We start from the raw sequence: 21,852 nt of genomic DNA, 5'->3' as shown, positions 1-21,852 counted from the left end.
ATAAATCTTGTGGATAGTTTGTTTGTAAAGTGGGGATGAACTGTGAATATTACCGTTATTTCTGTTGGTAAGCTAAAAGAAAAATATTTAAAACAAGGAATCGAGGAATACATAAAACGGCTGTCAGGCTATGCAAAAATCGAAATGATTGAAGTGCCAGACGAAAAAGCGCCGGAGAATTTAAGCAATCAGGAAATGGAACAAGTCAAAGAAAGAGAAGGCGAACGCATTTTAGCGAAGATTTCGGATGATACGTATGTGATTGCTTTAGCTATTGAAGGAAAGATGAAATCGTCTGAGGAATTGGCAGAAAGCTTGGACAAGCTCGCCACCTATGGCAAAAGCAAAATCGCCTTTATCATTGGTGGTTCGCTCGGTTTAAGCAAAAAAGTCATGCAACGTGCCGATGAAGCCTTATCATTTTCCAAGATGACGTTCCCCCATCAGCTCATGCGCCTCATTCTCCTTGAACAAATTTATCGGGCGTTTCGGATTAATAGAGGTGAACCGTACCATAAGTAAATGAGGTTTTTGGTTATAATTATTGGTGTGTTTATTCATTGGAAAAAGTGATTTCACACTCAACATACGTGCGTTTCATAGATCCTTTTAAAAGAAGAAGCAGGAAACCAATAAGGGTTTCCTGTTTATACTCAAAGCAAATTTTTAACCAGAGATGAAAATATAATTGTTTAAAGAAACACCTGTATCAGTGAGTTCAGTCCACGAAAGTTTATTATCTACCACCCCTTCCATTATGAATACGATAATCAATAGTATCTTCATTTTTGACATAGAGTTCATATTCCCAGACGTTTTCATAAGTATCAATAAAATGACTTGACGACCTATAAATTCATTTATGCATAATAAGTTTCTTTATAGATCAAAGATGATTCATTTTTAACAAAATGCATTCATTTGATGTACCAATTCTATATCATTGAAAATATATTTTTGCTTTAAAAATTTTATAAAAGGTATCCCTAAGCGCGCGCTATAGATAAAAAACAATAAAATAATGGGGTAATGTAGACAAAAAGGGACTGCTTATTGAAGCTTATTATGCGTGAGAAGATGGCGGAATATTGATTTGGGGGTTATCAAGAAAATAAAGACAACTTGCAAATGGCTTAAAAATATTCACATTTTTACTTTCGTCGGACAGACTCCTAGCATTTGAATGATGTCAATCATGGTCATTCATTGTTCATATTCAGTTCATAAAGAGGTGTTACCATCACCATGTACTCAGTTGTAGAGGAGGAATTGAAATGGGACATATATACCGAACAGTGCCAAACAATGGCGATTGGGCTATTGAAGCGCACGGACTTGTTAAAACTTTTGGCGACAAACGTGCGGTTGATGGCGTAAATTTGAATGTGCGCGCTGGTCGATCTACGGCGTGCTTGGGCCGAACGGGGCAGGCAAGACCACTACAGTCAGAATGCTAGCGACCTTATTGCGACCGGACGCAGGTTCGGCATACATCTTTGGTTACGATGTGGTGAAGGAGCCGCAGATCGTGCGTCAGTTGATTGGTGTGACTGGCCAGTATGCATCGGTTGACGAGTCACTCAGCGCGATCGAGAATCTAGTCATCTTTTCTCGGCTGCTAGGGCTGAGCCGCACAGAGGCACGGCGTAAAGCTGCGGAGTTGTTGGAGGAATTTGGTTTGACAGAAGCGGCGAAGCGCCCGCTGAAAAATTTCTCCGGCGGCATGCGGCGCCGGCTGGATCTAGCGGCAAGCCTTATTGCACAGCCGCCGCTCATCTTCTTAGACGAGCCGACTACAGGACTGGATCCGCGCACGCGCAATCAAATGTGGGATACCATCCGGCGATTGGTAAAGCAGGGCTCAACCGTACTGTTAACAACCCAGTATTTACAGGAGGCTGACGAACTAGCTGATCGAATCGCGGTGATTGATCGCGGCCGGGTCGTTGCCGAGGGAACCGCGGATGAGCTGAAAGCGTCAGTTGGCAGTTCGTCGCTACAATTGAAAATCCAAAATACAAAAGATATCGAAAATGCCCGCCAGACCGTTGAACGGGTGCTCAAGGTCCGGTCAAATGTGTCGCTGGAAACGGGGAAGATTACTGCACCGATGGCGGACGCCGATCGAGTTACTGATCTGCTTATCGCTCTTCGCGAGGCAGGAATCCACTTGGCTGAATTGAGTGTTCAGAAGCCGACTCTTGACGAGGTCTTTTTAACCATTACTGGCCATAGTGTGAAGGAGGACACATCAGAGACATCCGATGAAATGGGGGAGGTAAGAGTATGAAAAGCACTTCTAAGCAGCTAGCTGTTAATCGCCAATTAAAAAACAACACAAGCTTTGGCCAGGCGGTGCGCAACTCGTTGACGATGGCCTACCGAGGTTTGCTGAAGATTCGGCGCACACCCGAGCAATTATTCGATGTCACGCTTCAGCCAATTATCTTCACCTTGATGTTTACCTACATCTTTGGCGGAGCCATCTCGGGAAATGTACATAACTATTTGCCGATCATCATTCCTGGCATCCTCGTGCAGACTGTCATCGGGACATCCATTGTTACCGGAGTCCAACTGCGCGAGGATATGGATAAGGGCGTGTTCGACCGCTTTAAGTCGCTGCCTATTGCACGCATTGCTCCGTTGGCGGGAGCTCTGTTGGCAGACACCATCCGATATACCATTGCGACAGTGCTCACCTTTGTTATGGGGTATATCATGGGCTATCGTCCAGAAGGAGGACTGGGTTACGTCGTCATCGCCGCGGTTTTCGTGATTGTGTGTTCTTGGGCAATCAGCTGGATCTTCGCCTTTTTTGGCGTGATTGCGCGTACGGCTTCAAGCGTACAAGGAATCTCGATGCTTGTGCTGTTTCCGCTTACGTTTCTTTCGAATGCTTTTGTGCCAGTCAAGACGATGCCCGATTGGCTCCAATGGTTTGCGAAGATCAATCCGATCTCGCATATTATTACTGCTGTCCGTGATCTGATCAATGATGGAACTATTGGCTGGGATTTCGCCGTCTCTCTCATCGGGGCTGCGGCCATCGTGGCGATCTTTGCGCCTATCACCGTCCGTGTATATATGCGCCGGGCATAAATTGGATATCTTGTACTGATCAGTGCACGATATCCTAGTTATAAAATAAGCTTTTACCGAAAAATTACGGAACCTTACTACTACTTGCAGAACTTTTAACAAATCATATAGTCTTCCATAGTTTATATGTGTATCGGTTGTATACCGATGGCACATTGCAGAGAACGGTGAAAGATATAACATTTTATAATTTAATCCATATAAAAATCTTTAGAAAGATCCAAAGCTAAAACTAAGCCTCATTTAGATCGTATATAAATAGTGGATTAAAGCATAAGATGGTGATCGTGATCCATAGCTCTTTTATTGACAGATTAGAGGCATGGAATATACCAAGAGAGGATAAACAAAGACAGCCTAATACATGAAACTTTAGGCTGTCTTTCCGTTGTTCAACTATTATTCGAAAATCATTCATTTTTGTTTTTTTCCAAACAAAATGGTTAAATCAATGGTTATTTCAGCTGAATCCATTTTTAGAATCTTTTGTAGACGTTCCTCTGTTGCTCTCCAAGATAAGGGGGCATCTGAACCAAGTGTTCGATAAGTGTATGATCCAAAGTTACACTATAATGCACATGTTCAATGTCCCGAAGATCAAATTCCTTCAAATTCTTACATAAGTTTGGCATTTATCATCTTTTTACTGCTTTTGGACATAAAAAACACCCCAATTCATTCGTAGTCGGTGAATGAAAAAAGGCGCAGCCAAATAAACCCATACCATTTAAAAAATCGGATGGGGTAAAAAAATGGTCTGCACCTTACATTACCGTAGACGAATGAACTGGATGATCATACGAATTACCTTCTCCTGTAACAAAAATTAAAAAAGGGGAATAATTCTATTCTATTAGAACAAAAATCAAAGAGTATATAAATAATTTAATATTACCCTTAAAATTAGTATCCTTCTGTTTCTCTACAATTTTCTTGCTCAGCCATATCATAAGTAAATGAGTTTTTTGCATAATATCGAATCGATGAGTGGGAATCTTAACATAAATGGCCGTTCCTGGTTGCGTAATCAAAATCAAGACAAAAGGAGTGGCACCTAAGGCTCCACTCCTTTTGTCTACTTATCGTGTTGGAGGATCGAGCTTTTCATGTGTTTGACCGTGACAAAATTGAGGCTTTTCTGCACACGCTAAAAGAGGTCTAAATAATTAAGGCGGGTAAAAAATCATGTCCATCAAACAACTCCATACTATAGAAGACTTGCATCAATTTGTTCAACAATCGGGCCAACAACCGCTTTTTAAACACAGCACCAGTTGTCCGATCAGTGCTAAAGCCTATGAGGAATTTCAAGCATTCGTGAAGGAAACGGATACTCCTGCTGCTGTATTCCTGGTGATTGAAGATCGTCTCGTTTCCAACAAAATTGCAGAGGAATTTGGAATTAAGCATGAATCTCCGCAAATTTTTCTTTTGGAGGATGGAAAAGTACGCTGGAATGCTTCCCACTGGAAGATCACCCGGGAGTCTATCAAGGAGGCGCTAACCCAATGAACAAACAAGTAATCGTCTATTCCGCACAGGGATGCAATGAGTGCAACAAGTAAGTGGAAAAGTTTGGGTTTATAGTAGTGCCTGTAACTGTCGTAGCAGATCAAGCGGTAAAAGGGTTTAATCCTGCTGAACTAAAAAACTGATAGAAATAGTAAAAGAGTAGAAACCGTGACCAAAAAAGTCACGGTTTTAAACTTATCCTTAACATCCAGTTGAAAGGGCTCCTGACTCTTTGTTATCAAATTTACTGGTATTTACAATCATTTATGATCATCTCTTTTTGTAACATTTATATGGAATATAAAAGTAAATGATTGTATAGATGAATTAAATGAAAAGCATTTTTATCAGAGAGTATTGATTTATATGAGTTTATAGAAGAGTAGCTTGAAGGAATGAAAGAGGACAAAATTAAGGCTTTTATAATTTCCTAATAAAGATACATCTATTGTTGAGATAGATATATTAATCAGAGATTTAAGAGCAGAATTAGAAAAATACAAGTAAATCGTTTTTGAACGTAATTTAACGTAACGAAGACCACTTCCATCAAATGAAGTGGTCTAATATTTTAATAGAAATATATACTTTTACCATAAGTAATGACATGTTTGTAGGGAACAGTAAATAGACCGAGCGAGAGCACAAAGTAATTATCAGCTGTTTAGGTGTTTTTCTACTTGCCGTCGAATACCAGCGTATTTGACGACCGGCCATTTTTCCTTCCGCAGCGCGTTCATCAGTTCTGGTCCTACATGCAAGTTGCTCTCTACCAGCTCCCGAGGAGTCAGCGCCATCCACTGGTTCAGCGACACGTCGGCGAAACGGTCACTCTTGAATATCTCCAGAAACCACAGACTTTGGTCACCAGTGTTTTGGATATAGTGCCCGAAGGCGAACGGTACGTATCCTACATCACCAGCCCGGAAATTGAAAGTTCGGGCCTTGCCATTCGCCGCAAACACAGTCATACGCGCCGTGCCCGTGAGGTAATACTGCCACTCGTCGTTATTCGGGTGCCAATGCATTTCCCTCATTCCACCTGGCTTGACTTCTACCAACGCCGCCGCAACTGTAGTCGAAATGGGGAAGTTAGTGGAATCGACTATGCGCACCGTCCCGCCCGGAGTTACGATCGGCTCCTGTGCAAGCAGCCGGTGTGTGAAGTTCTTTGGAACAGTACCGTAAGGATCCGGTATCTTTTGACTTTCCAGAGAACCGGGCACCTTTGATTGGAAAATGTATCGCTGTTTCGTCGGGATGTGGGCAAAGGCGCTTTCCGGTACGCCGAAATTTGCCGCCAGCACGTCTTTAGGTGTGTGCGCGAACCAATCGGAGATGGAGAAGGTGTCGAGGTCGGAGAAGTTGCCGTCGTCGAAGACGAGCAGAAACTCGCAGCCTTCCTCCAACCCTTGAATCGAGTGTGGAATGCCAGGGGGAAAGTACCACAGATCTCCCTTGCCGACATCGGCTATAAAGTTCCGCCCGTTCTGATCGATCGCGGTGATGCGTGCCCGGCCCAAAATCATGAAGGCCCATTCCGCTTGCTTATGCCAATGCAACTCACGTACACCGCCCGGCGTCAGGCGCATATTCACACCCGCAAGTGTTGTCGCGACCGGAAGCTGTCTAACCGTCACTTCCCGTGACCAGCCGCCGTGATTTAACTGCATATTGGTGTCGGAGAAAGAGAATTTCAAGTTGGGGATCGTTCCGGCGTCGGTGGCCGGCGGAACGAGCATATCGGGGTTTTCAAGGTCTCGCATGACGTCCCGCGGACCGAAATCGGTCGCACCAGCACCATCATCTCTTATAGGCTGCGGCACATTTCCATACGCAGGTTGATTTCGGGTTCGATTATCCATGAAACACGCTCCTTTTTCTTAGATCATACAGTGAGTATTCATATTGGATTTTATGATGACTTTGACATGTGTATGTCAGACGGTATCTATTAAAAGTCCGATTTTTAATTAGAGAGGCAGGAATATATCATTTTCGCGTAGCGGCGAAGAAAAGTATTTTCTCTTATAACCTGAAGATGTAACGAATAGACGAATGACTAGGGGAGGAACGGAGAGAATTGTTGAAAGCGATAAACGAACAGAAGAAGGAACTGGTTAGAGATATTATAATAGAGGCCGAATTAAATCGAAGAGATATTAAACAGATATCTTTTTTGTTCAACTACCGACGGTACTACTTAGTAAAACGCGGTGAACCGTACCACAAATAGTGAGAAAACAAAAGTTTGAAGTGAGTAATTAAATATGAAACAGAGGCTTGTTGTAGATTGACAAGCCTCTGTTTTAATTAGTATTCAACATTTAAGCGTTTGTATGAAGCATTACTTTGTATTAAATCTAGTTAAAAATAAAGAGGGAGATGCGCTTTGCATCCACCAATGATAAGCATGGTGTTCGTTAGCGATGACAATGATCTGTTACGATCCTGTCATTTGATACGCATCGCTCGAAGGATGACATCGTGTATATGTGTATTTTCATAGATTCCTGTTAATTTCTCAGCTCCTGGGCCCATGGCTGTTAAAGGCACATCAGTACCTGTATGGCCGGATGTTGTCCAATCTAGGACAAAGTTCTGATCGGAATGGGCGATAGGAAATGGACCGTCCTCAGATGAGGTTGTTTTTCCATCACCGGATTCATCAGAGTCGTTCACGGTTTCAACCGTAAGTCCACCACAATCATGGTCAGCTAGGACGATGACAAGTGTATCAGGATGTTGCTTCGCATAGGCTTTCCCTACAGCTACCGCTTGGTCAAATTGTTGACCGGCTTTAATAGTTAAGGCGGCATTGTTTTCATGGCTCATTTCATCGATCGCTTCCTCTTCAACTAGAAGGAAAAATCCTTTTTTGTTTTTGGACAAAATGTCGATCGCTTTTTTGGTCATGTCAGGCAGTGATACCACCGGGTCGTAGATGTCTCCTTCTCCTTCTGGACGTTGCTGAAACATTTCTTCATTGGCAAACAAGCCAAGGAGTTTGTTAGATTTTGCCCGTTTCAATTCATCAGCATTGCTGACATACGTATAGCCTAATTGTTTGGCTTTGTCGACGAGGTTGCCGTTTGTTCCTTTGCTCGCTTCTGTTGGATCTTCAGCGGGATAGTCAGGGTATTTTCCCGGATTTTCAGTTGGATACCAATAATCTTCCCCACCCCCTAAAATCACATCGACTTTACTGTTTTCTAGATATTGTTTGGCAATATCACTTTGTGATGAGCGGTTTGCCACATGAGATGCAAACGCGGCAGGAGTAGCATCGGTTACTTGACTCGTTGTGACAATCCCCGTTGCTTTTCCCGCCTCTTTCGCTTGTTCTAAGACGGTTTTAACAGGTTTTCCGTTCAGATCGACACCGATGGCCCCATTATACGATTTTACTCCTGTAGCAATCGCAGTAGCGGCGGCGGCTGAATCGGTGACAAACGATTTTGGATCCGCTGAATTTGTATGGACGATTCCGGCATAAGGCATGTCATCCATTTCCAACTTTCCATTAAGTCCTTTGGCCGCCAGCCGAATGGCGTCACGATGGGCTGCTCCCATTCCGTCCCCGACAAACACAATTACATTTTTGGCTTTTCCCTGAATAGGAGAAGATTGATTCGGCGTGTCATTGTTGAAAAAAGCAAATGTTGTGACAGCTCCAGAAACAGTTAGCGCCACACCTAACGTTAATCCTATGATCCGATGCTTTTTTTGGCTCATTTTTGACACTCCTTTGACTTGTTTTTACAATCATCATGATAAAATAAAAATTTTAAGGGACTATTAAGAGGATGTAATTAATGTGAAAATTTTCAGTATATAATGAGAACAATGATAAAACGAACAAAAAATATATATTTCCATATGATGAGTGCGATTTTCCGTAAGAGGATAGTTAGGATTCATTTAATGTTTTGGTAGCATAGTAGCTTTCAGCATAAATGAAAATGAGGGAGGGAATGAAGTTGCAATGGTTTACCCCAAAATTAGCTCAAGAAATCGTTGATCGCACGATGAAAATTTTAGGAAAAAATATTAATGTGATGGATCGTAATGGCGTAATTATTGGTTCTGGAGATCGAAGTAGGATCGGCCATACTCACGATGGAGCCTTATTAGCATTAAAGGAAAACCGGACGATTGAAATTGATGAGCAAAGTGTGAATCAGTTGAAAGGTGTCAAAATGGGAGTAAACTTGCCGATTCATTTTTTAGGGGAAACAGTAGGCGTTATTGGAATTACAGGTGATCCAAATGATATTCGGGAATACGCGGAACTAGTAAAAATGGCTGCTGAGATGGTATTGCAACAATCATTCTTTTTAGAACAAGTTCAATGGAAGCAGCGGTTAAAAGAAGATCTAGTCAATCAACTTATTTATGACGACTATGTAGATGAATCATCATTCCTTGAGCGGGCGAAGACGTTTGGTGTCAATCTGTCCCTTCCTCGGCTCGTCATCGTGGTGGAAATCCCTCATGAACAGATTCAGTATGTGAACCAACAGTTGCTTCGAACGCTTACATATGAATTAGCAACAGAGGATTTGGCTGCCTTCACATACTCCTCGGAAATCGTTGTGCTTAAATCTATTGTCAATGAAGAAAGAGATATTGGTGACATCATCGGTAAAATGGAAAGAATTTTACAAAAAGTGACGAACGGAAAAGCAGGGATTGGTCCGTGCTGTTCAAAAATCCCAGCGATTAAACAATCATATGAACTGGCCAAACAAGCCGTAACGGTGGGGAGGAAAATGGATCCAGAACGTTACGTATATCATTATAAAGAGGTTGAGTTTGAAATTTTATTATCGGAAATGGGGCAGTTACCTCTTGCGGGAAGCGCGTTTGAATTTTATGAGCGGCTTCTTGAACACGATGAAACCGGTGAATTGCAGGAGACGTTACATGTTTATATTCAAGAAAAGGGAGAACTGAATAAGACGGCCAGCAAACTATTTGTTCATCGCAATACGCTGCGTTATCGGTTCGAAAAAATTCAGAAAATCACTGGAAAAGACCCTCACAATATCAAGGATTTGCTTCAGCTATATACAGCGCTTATTGTTCATCAGCTTCGTTAGTAATTTGTGCATTTGCACAATAAATAGTGGAACGATCGCTTCATAAATTCGTTTTGTTTCACAATGAAATTATTATGGATAGCGCTTACGATAAAAATAAGCAAAGGGGGGGCTTGGATCGTGGATATTCAAGTAAGCGCTTTAGGAGCGATCGTCGCATTAGTTATTGCGATCATACTCATTTTACGAAGAGTTTCACCTGCTTACGGGATGATTGCAGGTGCTTTCATTGGTGGAATCGTAGGTGGGATAGATGTAACAAATACTGTCAATATCATGATGGAAGGAGCCAAAGAAATGATCCCTGCTGTGCTGCGCATTTTAGCTGCAGGGGTGCTAGCGGGGGTACTGATTGACTCTGGAGCAGCTGCGTCGATTGCAGAAACGATTGTACGGAAGCTCGGAGAAACACGAGCGCTACTTGCATTGGCTGTCGCAACGATGATTTTAACAGCGGTCGGAGTGTTTATTGATGTCGCGGTCATTACAGTTGCACCAATTGCGTTAGCGATTGCCAGCCGGACAAAATTATCGAAATCAGCGATTCTTTTGGCGATGATTGGTGGAGGGAAAGCAGGGAACATCATGTCGCCTAATCCGAATACAATCGCTGCCTCGGACGCATTCCATGTCTCATTAACCTCGTTGATGGCAGCTGGGATTATCCCGGCTCTTTTCGGAATTGTTGTAACCTATCTTCTAGCGAAGCAACTCGTTCATAAAGGAGCACCAGTTGCGAATACGAGGAAAGCTACAGGCAATGAACATAAGGAATTGCCAACATTTTTAGCTGCGATCGTAGCTCCAATTGTAACGATTGTACTGTTGGCATTGCGTCCGGCATTTGATATTGCCATCGATCCAATGATTGCACTTCCTGTCGGTGGAATTGTGGGTGCGATTGCGATGAAACAAGCAAAGAATATCAATGACTATGCTGTTTCTGGCTTATCGAAAATGTCCGGCGTCGCCATTATGTTGTTAGGAACGGGAACGTTAGCAGGGGTTATTGCGAACTCATCGCTGAAAAATGCGATCATTGGCGGATTAGCTCATTCGGGATTGCCGGCGTATTTATTAGCGCCGATTTCAGGTATCTTCATGTCCGGGGCTACCGCTTCAACAACAGCAGGAACGGCGGTTGCCAGCAGCGTGTTTGGAGCAACGATCATTGGTTTAGGTGTTTCCGCGCTAGCCGGAGCAGCAATGGTTCATGCTGGTGCTACGGTGTTGGATCATTTGCCTCACGGAAGCTTTTTCCATGCTACAGCTGGGAGTGTTCATATGGAAATCAAAGAACGTCTCAAACTCATTCCATATGAATCGCTTGTAGGGATGACGTTAACTGTTATATCGACATTAATTTTTGGAGTATTTCAGTTTTTTGGATCATAGAGAAATGGAGATGGAACGATGAAAATTGTCATTGCGCCTGATTCGTTCAAAGAAAGTTTGTCTGCGTCACAAGTAGCAAATGCGATAGAAAAGGGATTTCGGGATGTATTTCCAGAAGCGGAGTATGTGAAAATACCGATGGCTGATGGAGGAGAAGGGACGGTTCAGTCATTGGTTGACGCGACGGGAGGTACGGTCATCGAAAAACGGGTTACAGGACCGTTAGGAGAGCCAGTGAATGCCTTTCTTGGCGTGCTTGGTGGAGGGAAAACTGCGGTAATCGAAATGGCAGCTGCTTCAGGATTACATCTTGTTCCGAACGAAAAGCGAAACCCGCTTCTCACGACAACGAGGGGAACAGGGGAATTAATTCGAGCAGCTCTGGATATGGGCGTGGAGCATATTATCATTGGAATCGGCGGAAGTGCGACAAATGATGGCGGGGCAGGAATGATCCAAGCGCTGGGCGGCCGGCTTCTGAACCGGGCTGGACAAGAGATTGCTCCCGGCGGTGGAAATTTATCGCAGCTTGTCACGATTGACCTTTCACAGCTCGATTCGAGACTCAAAAAAGTAAAAATTGACGTTGCTTGTGATGTCGACAACCCATTAACGGGACCACAAGGAGCATCAGCAGTATTTGGACCACAAAAAGGGGCAACGCCGGAAATGGTCCGACAGCTTGATGAAAATTTAAGCCACTATGCCGATATGATTGAACAGACGTTAGGAAAACAAGTTCGCCATGTTCCCGGCGCAGGTGCAGCAGGTGGGCTTGGTGCCGGATTACTTGCGTTTCTTAACGCGGAGTTAAAACGGGGAGTAGAGATTGTTCTTGCGGCTGTTCAATTTCATGAACGTGTAAAAGGCGCTTCGCTCGTCATTACAGGGGAAGGGCGTATTGATAGTCAGACCATTTATGGGAAAACGCCCGTCGGTGTGGCAAAAGCGGCGAAACAATACGGTATTCCCGTTATTGGTATTGCTGGTTCGTTATCAGACGATAGCGATATTGTGTTACAGCACGGAATCGATGCCCTTTATAGCATGGTGCCGGGAATTATTCCGCTTACAAAAGCATTGGAAAACGCTGAACCTTATCTCACAAAAACAGCTCGTCAAATTGCAGCAATGTGCAAAATCGGAATGGGGATGAGATAAAAGGCTTCTCGGAAGGAGAGGCCTTTTTTATTTGTTAATGACCCGCTTTTTACAAGTCAGGCATTTGAAAGATATGATGAAGCAAATGTTTGACGGGTGTAACTCTGAAGAGGGAATTTCTTTGTTTCAAGTGTTATCGCTCGCTTTATCGGGACGGGTCGGGACCGGCAACATCGCTGGAGTGGCAACAGCCGTGTTTTGGATGTGACTCATCGCCTTTTTAGGAGCGGTGTTGGCGTTTGTCGAAGCAGCTCTTGCACAAGTATACAAAATTAAGCAAGATGGCCAATTCTGTGGAGGTCCTGCCCATTATATTGAAAATCAAATGGTATGCGGTATGATTCGCTGTTGGGACCGTATCGGCCACTGGTATGCTTCTTCCGGGAGTACAAGCCAACAGTATTGCGGCAGGAATTAAAAATGCGTTTGGGATCAATCCAACGATCATAGGAATCGGGTTAGTGATTATTGCAGTGGCCATTATTTTTTGGCTGTGTCAAGCGAATCGCTCGCTTGGCTTCATTCCATTTCGTCTTAGTTTCAATATGTGATACTCGTGGTTGTTTGTTTTCGATGGTAGCGTCAAAACAGCAAAACTTACTTGAATGCTTAGAGATATTGCATAGCATGGCTGAATATGATTGCGATCCCTTTTTTAAGAAATCCGGCTTTGAAAGTATTATAAAAGATTAAGAGGAGAAGAAAAAAGCCGGGAAAGATTCCTGTATTTGATCCAGTGAAAGCAGGTATTACTGACATAGATGATAAGTAAGTGATAATAAAGTTGTTTAATTACAAATAAAGTCGTTTAATTTACAAAAATGTTGTTTAAAACTCCAGCTACATTATTCCATTAAAGGGCCATTTAATTGAATAACACTTGGTAGTTAATTTGGATATTTGGCAGGAATGAAAGAACTAGAAAAAAGCCTTAAAAAATTTTGTTAATAAGCTTACAAGATATCGGCAAATCCTTTTAAAAATAAAGACTTAAAAGAAATGGAGAAGATCTTTAATGAAAGGGGATATACACTTAATATACTCGAACATGACAGATAAAAAATACAAAAGGTGGAGAGTTAATGAAAATGGTAATAAAGTTACAGAATGAGGCTCTAGATGAAATGAAACTCGTGAATAACTGTATTATGCTTGATATGTTCTCTGAAGGATTTCTCAATAAGATTTATCTAACCTTACTTTAAATGATCGTATATTTGGATATCATTTTTTGTGAGTCATTTGTCTTGTTAAATAGGGTTTTTCTACCTTTAAAATTGCAACAAGTACGATCCATCATAGCGGCGGTAGTGTTAAATACATTGATAAAATAGAGAAACTATGATAAATTAGTATAGAAACACATTTTATTTGTTAATTATAATATAATATCCCATTATAATTATGCATCATAAATCCCCTTCAGTCAACCCCCATTTTTCATTTTTTTAAAGGAGTGATTGAAATGACAGAACTTCGGCAGGAGCAAGAACGATTGGACAGCATAATGGAGACAATTGCGGAGCAAATCGGCATGCTGGAAGACGAAACCTTGCGGCGTCGGAAAGAAGTGATTGATATCCGCAAACACTTTTGGGATGACGTCAAGGTTAATATAGATACTTTCGACGATTTTCTTGAGACGATCATCAGCTTGAGACAACAGGCTCAGAACCTGTCTGTCAGCCAAAGCACCCACAGACAAGCCTTCAAGAGGTTGTCTGTGCTGCGCCGCATGCAGGAGGTGCCTTATTTCGGCCGAATCGATTTCACTGAAGAAGGAACTTCCGCTGCTGAACGAATCTATATCGGCATCTCCACGCTCACGGATACAAGCGGAGAGAACATCCTTATCTACGACTGGCGGGCGCCGGTCTCGAGTATCTACTACGATTACCCGCCCGGTCCGGCCGAATATGCTACGCCCGGAGGCGTAATCCGTGGCATGCTGGAGAAAAAGTGGCAATATATCATCCGCGGCGGTGTTATCAAATCGATGTTCGATACCAGTCTCACCATTGGAGACGAGATTTTACAACAGGTGCTTGGCAGAGTCACAGACAAACATATGCACAACATCGTGGCCACCATTCAACGGGAACAAAACCGGATCATCCGGCACGATCGCGGGCGGCTGCTCATTGTGCAAGGCCCTGCTGGCAGCGGCAAGACATCGGCCGCCCTGCAGCGGATCGCTTACTTGCTCTACAAGTATCGGGATCGGCTGAAAGCCGATCAAATCATTTTATTTTCACCTAATTCGATGTTTAACAGCTACGTATCCAATGTGTTGCCCGAACTCGGCGAAGAGAATATGCAACAGGTCACATTCCAGGAATACTTGGATTATCGGCTGAGCAACGAATTTCAAGTAGAGGGTCCTTACGAGCAATTGGAATATGTGTTGACTGCAGCGGATGACCCTTCATACCGGACTAGGACTGCGAGCATCCGATTCAAGGCATCAACCCGTTTTTTCGAGTCGATCAAAACATACTGGAAGTCGCTGGAATCCTCCGGCATGCTATTCAAAGATATTCTATTTAGAGGAAAACCGATCGTCACCGCCAAACAAATCGCGGAAAGGTTTTACAGCAGCGACACCTCACTCCGCTTTCACAACAGACTTGAAAAGTTGGTGGATTGGCTAAACAAGCAAATCGATGCAGCCGAGAAACTTGAGCGGACCAAGCTATGGGTGCGGGAAGAAATCGAGCTGCTTAGCAACGAGGATTACCATAAGGCTTACACCCATTTACGGAAAAAACGCCGCTTTAAAGGAGAATCGTTAGACAATTATGAGATCGAGATCGAAGCGCTTGGCGAATTGATCGTCCGCAAAAAATTGAAGCCGTTGCGCAAACGGATCCGGACGCTTCGTTTCATCGACTTTAAGGGAATATACAAGCAACTTTTCGCCGATCCAACACGGATCAAACTGTGGATGGAGGGGGAAACACCCGAGGAGTGGGAGGATATTTGCCGATTGACGGTGAAAATGCTAGACGAAGGCAAACTGTTTTACGAAGATACAACTCCGTTTTTATTTTTGAAAGATCTGATTCAAGGCTTTCAGAGGAACATCTCGATCAAACACGTGCTTGTAGACGAAGCGCAAGATTATTCTCCGTTTCAATTCGAGTATTTGAAATGTTTGTTTCCCTCGGCAAGGATGACCGTGCTCGGCGACTTTAACCAGGCGATCTTTGCCCATGCCAGTGAAACGGCCGATTTTCAAACACTTACCAGCTTATACGGACCGGACGAAACCGATGTGATAACCTTGACCCGCAGCTACAGATCCACAAGACAGATCGTCGAATTTACGCGCGGACTCGTGCCTGGCGGCGAACGGATTATCGCTTTTGAGCGCGACGGCGATAGGCCTGTGCTGACGAGAGTTTCCAATCATGCCGAACTGCACCGCTGCATTGCTTCCAAAATCAAGGACTTGCGGAACCGGGGGTATAATACGATCGCGATTATATGCAAATCTGCTGCGGAAAGCACCGCCGCATACGAAGCACTGAGCGACGTCGAAGAAATTAAGCTCGTGAAGAGCGGATCTACCGAATATGAACAAGGTGTTGTCGTCATACCGGCGTATTTGGCCAAGGGCATCGAATTTGACGCCGTCATCATTTATAACGCATCGGCGCAAGTATATGGCGATGAGAGTCTGCGCAGATTGTTCTACACCGCCTGCACCCGGGCTATGCATCACTTGCAGCTTTACAGTGTAGGCGAACCGAGCCCCTTTTTGCGCAACGTTGAGCCAGGGAGTTTACTTCTGATCCAGAGTTAACAAGGGACTGGTGTGGAGTCTTAAATTATCACTGTAATTAAAAATAGAAATGGGGTTTTGCATTATTAAATTGAATAATCCAAAATTAACTGACCATTCTATCAGAAACTTAAACGGAGGGATTAAAGTAGAAAGAGCAATTAGGAGTCAAAAGAAAGCTAGTCCTTCTGGGACTTATACTCGGGATGTTTTTCAGTGCTCTGGAGCAAACCGCCGTGGGAACTGCCATGCCGACTATCGTCGGCGAGTTGAACGGATTTTCGATTTTCTCATGGGCAACGACGGCTTATCTTATTACATCTACCACGGTGGTACCGATCGCCGGTAAGCTGTCCGACATGTTTGACAGAAGGATTTTATACTTATTGGGTATTCTGATCTTCGTATTGGGCTCGGGGCTGTGCGCTACTGCCACCGCCATGGAGCAACTGGTGCTATACCGCGTCCTGCAAGGCCTGGGAGGCAGCATGATCATGTCTTTGTCCCAGACGATCATAGGGGATATCTTCTCGGCGGGGAAACGGGTCAAATGGCAGGGCGCATTCGGAGGCTTGTTTGCCCTAAGTTCCATCGTTAGACCGTTTATCGGTGGCTTCCTTGTGGATCACGTCAGCTGGCACTGGATTTTCTTAATTAACGTACCTTTTGGCTTGTTGTCAGGCATTCTGATTTTTGTTGGATTGAAGAGGGAAAAAGCGGCAGGCACCACCGATGCTCCCATTGACTACTTGGGTATTGCCGTATTCGTTCCGGCACTGGTTTTGCTGCTATTTAGGCTGACTTTCAGCGGAGAAAAATTTGCATGGGATTCTGCTGCCAGCTACAGTATTTTCGGTGCATCCACTGTTTTGTTCATTCTGTTCGGTTGGGGGGGACGTTGGGCCAAAGAACCGATTCTCGATCTCAAGCTGTTTCAAAACCGCGTATTCGCTGTTTCAAACGTGCTGGGTTTGGGCATGTTCGGCGCAATTATGTTCGTTCCGATGTTCATACAGGCCATCTTGGGCGTATCGCTGACGAAAGCTGGCTGACGACCCCTATGATGATCTCCTTGATCGCTGCAAGCATAATCGATTCCCAGATCCTTCTGCGCACCCGGTACCAGAATGTGCTTGTTACGGGGATGCTGATCACTTCGCTGGGATTTTATCTGATGAGCACCATGGGTGTGGACACTTCCTCGTTTATTACTTACCTTTATATGATCATTCTCGGAAGCGGCATGGGTCTCGTCATGCCAACCTTGGCTATTGTGGTTCAGGAAGCCTTCCCGAAAAGCCAGCTCGGTACCGTAACCTCGGCCGCTGCCTTCTTCCGATCCATCGGGGGTACCATCGGAGTCACGCTGTTTAACGTGGTAATGAACCACAGCATCAGTGACAATATGCAGCAGGTGCTCTCAGATCCGGATGTCGCTTCCAACCAGGCTGTCCACCCGGTATTGGCAAAGCTTGCGGAGAACACCGACAGTCTGTTCGGTATGATGATTGCTCCGGACGTGCTGAAGTGCCGGAGAAGCTGACCAGACAGATCGTCGGTTACGTGAAGCACGCTTGGACTGATTCCTTCAGCTTCGTCTTCATTGTCGGATTGGGCATTATCGCCCTCAGCGTCCTGACCGCTTCTTTTGTCGGCGATAGTCGAATTCAGCGGGATATGGAGAAGAAAGAGGTCCATGCCGTTACAGATTAAAGGTTGAGTAACTTGACATAAGCCGGAGCGCAAGTGCAGCAGCTGCACACGTTGTACCGTCTTATTCCGTTTCAGTGGACCAAATGCCTCCGGATAACTCCTAGCTGGTTGCTTTCAAGGCTTTTCATACTTCCATAAGGACCGATACATTCTGAAGCAAACTTCAACAATCGGGAGCGATAGTTGAATAACAGAAAATTTGTGAAACAACTTTTTTTGTTACTGCTTCTTAAAACAATTCAAGTTATCTAAAATGAAATAACTATTTTTTGAACACCGTTCGGAATCGAATGGTGTTATGCGTGTTTAGAGTATTAAAATTAAACAACTTTATTGTAAGTGAACAATAGAGTTTTTAGAAAAAGAATATCGGTCATCACATGAGGTAGCAGTGAATGAAAACCGATCAATATCTTCGTAAATGCCAAAGAAGCTGCCTCACGAAACGAGACAGCTTCTTTGTTATGGGTGTTGCGATGGTGATGAGGAAATAATTTCTAATGTTCCTTTGATCGAAAAATATCCAAATTGGTAAGGAAGAATGAAATGGTCTCCTTTCGTTAACGAATACGATTGGCCTTCTGAAATCAGCTCTCCTTCTCCGTGAAGAACGCTGACGATGAGAAAAGGTTTGCTTTGCTTGAATGTGGCTGTTCCCTCGATATTCCATTTTTGCACGGTGAAATAGTCGCTTTCAATAAACGTCGTAATCGTTGTACCATCGTATTTGACGACGTGTGGCTGGGAGTATGCATCGGTATGTGGGACGGTAATAACGTCCAGCGCCTTTTCTAAATGGAGTTCCCGCTTGTTTCCTTTTTCGTCGACGCGGTCGTAATCGTATACACGATACGTCGTATCCGAACTTTGTTGCGTTTCTAACACAAGGGTTCCTTCGCAAAGGGCATGAATCGTTCCGCTTGGGACATAGAAAAAGTCCCCAGGTTTGATTTTCACTTTGCGAAGCAGCTTGTCCCATTGTCCGTTATCCATCATTTCTTTTAGTTCTGTTTTCGTTTTGGCATTGTGGCCATACACGAGCTCTGCGTCTTTTTTGCAGTCGATAATATACCAGCATTCTGTTTTTCCTAGTTCGCCGTTTTCGTGTTCGCGTGCATATGTATCATCTGGATGAACTTGAACGGATAAATCGGCATTGGCATCTAAAATTTTCGTAAGCAACGGAAAGTGCTCGGAAGGGAAATGACCGAACAAGTCACGGTGCTCGTCCCATAGCTGTCCGAGCGGCATCCCTTCAAATGGTCCATTTTTGACAAATGTTTGTCCGTTCGGATGAGCGGATACTGCCCAACATTCCCCTGTCCGCTCGGAAGGAATGTCGTAGCCAAACTGTTGCGCTAACTTTGTTCCTCCCCAGATTCTTTCTTGGAAAATGGGAGTGAAAAAAATCGGCTCTATTTGCATGTGTTTTCACACCTTTTTATGAAAATATATATAATTTCTATATTTTGATTATACAAAAAATTTCTCTGATTTTATACTTGATCAAACAATTGCATCACTTCTTCTTTCGTTGTGGCATGTAAAAGGTGTTCACGAAATTCGTCATCCATTAATTTGCGAGATAGAAGTTGGAGAATTTTTAAATGCTCATCTCCTGCATGTTTTTCTGGTACAGCAATCATGAAGATAAGTTGGGCTTTTTCGCCGTCTAGGCTATCCCAGTCAACTCCGCTTTTTTTCACTCCGAAGGCCACACATGTTTTTTTCACAGCATCGCTTTTGCCATGGGGAATCGCAATTCCGAAGCCGATGCCTGTGCTTCCTTCCATTTCTCGTTTGTACAATGACTGTTTATATTTCTCTTTATCGTGTAAAGCTCCGCTGCGATCAATCATTTCGGCCATTTCTTCCATGATTTCGTCTTTTGTTTTTCCTTCTAATTGTAATTGGATTAAATTGGTTGTTACAAGTTCTGTTAAATTCATGTTTCTCACTCCTTCTAAATGTGTAAAGAAAATTTGTTTTGCTTCAGAGTCCAGAGTTTTTTTGTTAAACTCGTGTTTTCACGGTGACAAGTGTTTCTGCAGGAGAAGAACGTTTGGCTTCGAGAGCTAAACGAGCCCCCTTGTTTTTTTGTTTACTGATTCGTAAAATTCGTCAATGGTTGTAGAAAGGGCTAATTGTTTTAGCGTCTCTTCGTCTTCTGATAAATCGGATAATTCTTGAAACAATTTCTTTATTGTTTCGTTATCGTGAAAGTTATGAGCGATCATAAAAACGAATTTCACTTTTTCTCCATCCCAATCAATAGCGGAGGATAGTCGAGCAATTGCTATAACAGATTGCTTAATCCATTGCACTTGCCCATGCGGAATCGCAATCCCCCCGCCAATATACGTGGAAGAGAGTGTTTCTCGCTCTTTTGCACTTTCTCCGTATGGTTCTTCTACATAGCCGTGTTTGTAAAGCTCGTTCGCCACATATTCAATGATTTCTAATCGGTCTGTGAAAGAGACATCAAGAAAAATTAAGTTTGGATCGATGAATTGTTGTAATGTTTCGTAACGATGTGTTTCTTCTGCGAAATGAGAAACGCGATAAATAAATTGTTTGAGCATTTCTAGTTCGTGTTTTGGCAATAGCGGACTCACCGTCATAACAGGAACAGGCGTATAGTCTAGCGGAACGGTACTAAGTAACAAGTCGGGTTCTTTTGCTGCGATGACTTCGTTCAGTTTGGCAATCGAAGTTACTTCGACAATCTCTAGCTCTGGAAATGAAGCGGAAATTTTTGCTTCAATCAATTGTGATGTCCCGGAACCGGTAGCACAAACAATGACCACTCGCGTTTTTTCTTTTTTGTGTTGCAGCCGTTCTAGGGCAGCTTGAACATGTAGGACAATGTAAGCTACTTCGTCTTCCGGAATGATAACGTTTGCTTTTTGTTCAACCTTAGTGATCAAAGATAGAACGAGTTCGAATGGATAGCAATACATTCGTTTGATTTCTTTAAGCATCGGGTTTTTCACCGATAAACCGTTTCTCAATCTGTTTAGTGTCGAATGAAAATGAATAGTGAGTCCCACTAATAATTCTTTATCGTCGCACAATCGTTCGTTGGTGTGTAATGAGATTTCCTTAATTAGTTCTCTGACGATTTCTAACGATTCTCTGTCTACTTTTTTTAATAAATGCTCAATCCCTTCTTTTATGTGGATTTGGTCATACCGTACTCTTGCGCCTAGAAAATGAAGAGTAATGTATCCAATTTCTTCTTTCGGGATTTTAACGGCTAACCATTGTTCAATCCGTTTCGCAAGCTGTTCCGCGAGCAGGTATTCTGTTTTTGTCTGTAGCTCTTGTAATTGGCTTTCGTCCATGCGAATACTATGCCCTTTTTTAATTCGCTTGACCGCGATTGCAATGTGCACAGTTAGACTGACAACTGATTGATCGGTTAGCCGAAAATCAAGAGATTCGTCCATTTGACGAATTTCTTTTTCAATGAGAGCTAATTCATATGGTTGTAAAACATCTTCAATCATTTTTAGCTGTTTTGCATCGAGAATGTAGTAGGAATGGTCAACGAGCAACTCTACGAGCTGTGATAAGGCGGAGCGCCACGCTTTTTCTGTTCCTTCTACTTTTAAACCTAGGTGTGGTTTACGAATTAATGTAAGTCCAAAAGATTGTAACCAATCTTCTATTTCTTCTAAATCGTAGCTAATTGCCGATTTACTGACATAAAATTGATTTGCTAGTTGCTGCATTGTTACTGGTTTATCTGCTGTCAGTAGCGCTTTGATCAATTGGAGCTTTCGATAGTCTTGAGATACGTCTTTTTCATCCAAAAGCGAAAGGTCGCGAAAAAGTTTCTGTTTTTCCTTTTCGTCCCCTTTCACGATGACCCCTATACTTGGTTTTCGTTCAATCACGATATGGGGATATTTTTGTAATAGAAATTCATCAAGCGCTTTTAAATCATTTCGGATCGTCTTTTCAGAACATACCAATTCATTCGCCAATGAAGTGACAGATGTATAGGCATTGGTAGTTAACAAATGTTTTAATAGTTGTTTATGGCGAGAAAGCATCACTGTCACCTCTTTCTTTTGCATT

Annotated in this window: 15 protein-coding genes and 3 pseudogenes; 12 read left to right on the top strand and 6 right to left on the bottom strand. The window is 43.2% G+C overall.

Annotation, left to right across the window (positions count from 1 at the left end; genetic code table 11):
* Nucleotides 1-42: 42 nt before the first annotated feature.
* A complete protein-coding gene (gene rlmH, locus ISX45_RS15465) occupies nucleotides 43-522 on the top strand; it encodes a 23S rRNA (pseudouridine(1915)-N(3))-methyltransferase RlmH (protein WP_181555288.1) in 480 nt (159 codons plus the stop codon).
* A 168-nt stretch (nucleotides 523-690) separates the two neighbouring features.
* Here rlmH and ISX45_RS15460 read toward each other — a convergent pair.
* Nucleotides 691-856: pseudogene (locus ISX45_RS15460) on the bottom strand (phenolic acid decarboxylase); the annotation flags it as partial.
* Between the two features lie 523 nt (nucleotides 857-1,379).
* On the opposite strand from ISX45_RS15460, the pseudogene ISX45_RS15455 reads away from it, so the two are divergent.
* From ISX45_RS15455 to ytxJ, 3 genes and pseudogenes are all read left to right on the top strand, one after another.
* A pseudogene (locus ISX45_RS15455) lies at nucleotides 1,380-2,290 on the top strand (ATP-binding cassette domain-containing protein).
* Nucleotides 2,287-3,102: an ABC transporter permease gene (locus ISX45_RS15450; protein ID WP_181555290.1), complete on the top strand. Its 816-nt coding sequence runs from the start codon at nucleotides 2,287-2,289 to the stop codon at nucleotides 3,100-3,102. Before ISX45_RS15455 ends, ISX45_RS15450 begins: the two are co-directional and overlap by 4 nt.
* A 1,185-nt stretch (nucleotides 3,103-4,287) precedes the next feature.
* Complete coding sequence (gene ytxJ / locus ISX45_RS15445; RefSeq protein WP_194519375.1) at nucleotides 4,288-4,614, top strand: bacillithiol system redox-active protein YtxJ; 327 nt, start codon at nucleotides 4,288-4,290, stop codon at nucleotides 4,612-4,614.
* Between the two features lie 656 nt (nucleotides 4,615-5,270).
* Here ytxJ and ISX45_RS15440 read toward each other — a convergent pair.
* A complete protein-coding gene (locus ISX45_RS15440) occupies nucleotides 5,271-6,479 on the bottom strand; it encodes an oxalate decarboxylase family bicupin (RefSeq protein ID WP_194519374.1) in 1,209 nt (402 codons plus the stop codon).
* A gap of 589 nt (nucleotides 6,480-7,068) precedes the next feature.
* On the bottom strand, nucleotides 7,069-8,349 hold the full coding sequence (locus ISX45_RS15435) for an alkaline phosphatase (protein WP_194519373.1): 1,281 nt from the start codon (nucleotides 8,347-8,349) through the stop codon (nucleotides 7,069-7,071).
* Nucleotides 8,350-8,594: 245 nt separating this feature from the next.
* Here ISX45_RS15435 and ISX45_RS15430 point away from each other — a divergent pair, with 245 nt between their 5' ends.
* The 8 genes and pseudogenes from ISX45_RS15430 to ISX45_RS19720 all read left to right on the top strand — a co-directional run bounded on the left by ISX45_RS15430 (nucleotide 8,595) and on the right by ISX45_RS19720 (nucleotide 17,769).
* Nucleotides 8,595-9,716 (top strand): CdaR family transcriptional regulator, encoded by a 1,122-nt coding sequence (locus ISX45_RS15430; RefSeq protein ID WP_194519372.1) that lies wholly within the window; start codon nucleotides 8,595-8,597, stop codon nucleotides 9,714-9,716.
* A 120-nt stretch (nucleotides 9,717-9,836) separates the two neighbouring features.
* Nucleotides 9,837-11,111 carry a GntP family permease gene (locus ISX45_RS15425; protein WP_194519371.1) on the top strand — a complete coding sequence of 425 codons (1,275 nt, stop codon included), beginning with the start codon at nucleotides 9,837-9,839 and terminating at the stop codon, nucleotides 11,109-11,111.
* 18 nt (nucleotides 11,112-11,129) lie between these two features.
* Nucleotides 11,130-12,272: a glycerate kinase gene (locus ISX45_RS15420; protein ID WP_194519370.1), complete on the top strand. Its 1,143-nt coding sequence runs from the start codon at nucleotides 11,130-11,132 to the stop codon at nucleotides 12,270-12,272.
* 19 nt (nucleotides 12,273-12,291) lie between these two features.
* Nucleotides 12,292-12,791: pseudogene (locus ISX45_RS15415) on the top strand (alanine:cation symporter family protein); the annotation flags it as partial.
* Between the two features lie 946 nt (nucleotides 12,792-13,737).
* Complete coding sequence (helD, locus tag ISX45_RS15410; RefSeq protein ID WP_194519369.1) at nucleotides 13,738-16,077, top strand: RNA polymerase recycling motor HelD; 2,340 nt, start codon at nucleotides 13,738-13,740, stop codon at nucleotides 16,075-16,077.
* Nucleotides 16,078-16,304: 227 nt separating this feature from the next.
* Nucleotides 16,305-17,108: an MFS transporter gene (locus tag ISX45_RS19965; protein WP_267240184.1), complete on the top strand. Its 804-nt coding sequence runs from the start codon at nucleotides 16,305-16,307 to the stop codon at nucleotides 17,106-17,108.
* An 8-nt stretch (nucleotides 17,109-17,116) separates the two neighbouring features.
* Entirely contained in the window at nucleotides 17,117-17,599 is a 483-nt protein-coding gene (locus ISX45_RS19960) for an MFS transporter (protein WP_267240183.1), read from the top strand.
* On the top strand, nucleotides 17,584-17,769 hold the full coding sequence (locus ISX45_RS19720) for a hypothetical protein (protein WP_228485565.1): 186 nt from the start codon (nucleotides 17,584-17,586) through the stop codon (nucleotides 17,767-17,769). Before ISX45_RS19960 ends, ISX45_RS19720 begins: the two co-directional genes overlap by 16 nt.
* A gap of 462 nt (nucleotides 17,770-18,231) precedes the next feature.
* Here the strand turns inward: ISX45_RS19720 and manA are convergent, their stop codons facing one another.
* The 3 genes from manA to ISX45_RS15390 all read right to left on the bottom strand — a co-directional run bounded on the left by manA (nucleotide 18,232) and on the right by ISX45_RS15390 (nucleotide 21,827).
* Complete coding sequence (gene manA / locus ISX45_RS15400) at nucleotides 18,232-19,194, bottom strand: mannose-6-phosphate isomerase, class I (protein ID WP_181555298.1); 963 nt, start codon at nucleotides 19,192-19,194, stop codon at nucleotides 18,232-18,234.
* Nucleotides 19,195-19,265: 71 nt separating this feature from the next.
* Nucleotides 19,266-19,718 carry a PTS sugar transporter subunit IIA gene (locus tag ISX45_RS15395; RefSeq protein WP_181555299.1) on the bottom strand — a complete coding sequence of 151 codons (453 nt, stop codon included), beginning with the start codon at nucleotides 19,716-19,718 and terminating at the stop codon, nucleotides 19,266-19,268.
* Nucleotides 19,719-19,844: 126 nt separating this feature from the next.
* On the bottom strand, nucleotides 19,845-21,827 hold the full coding sequence (locus ISX45_RS15390) for a BglG family transcription antiterminator (RefSeq protein WP_194519368.1): 1,983 nt from the start codon (nucleotides 21,825-21,827) through the stop codon (nucleotides 19,845-19,847).
* Nucleotides 21,828-21,852 lie beyond the last annotated feature (25 nt).

This window comes from Thermaerobacillus caldiproteolyticus (genome assembly GCF_015326725.1).
Lineage (GTDB): Bacteria > Bacillota > Bacilli > Bacillales > Anoxybacillaceae > Thermaerobacillus > Thermaerobacillus caldiproteolyticus.
This window is presented reverse-complemented; position numbering and strand designations above follow the sequence as displayed.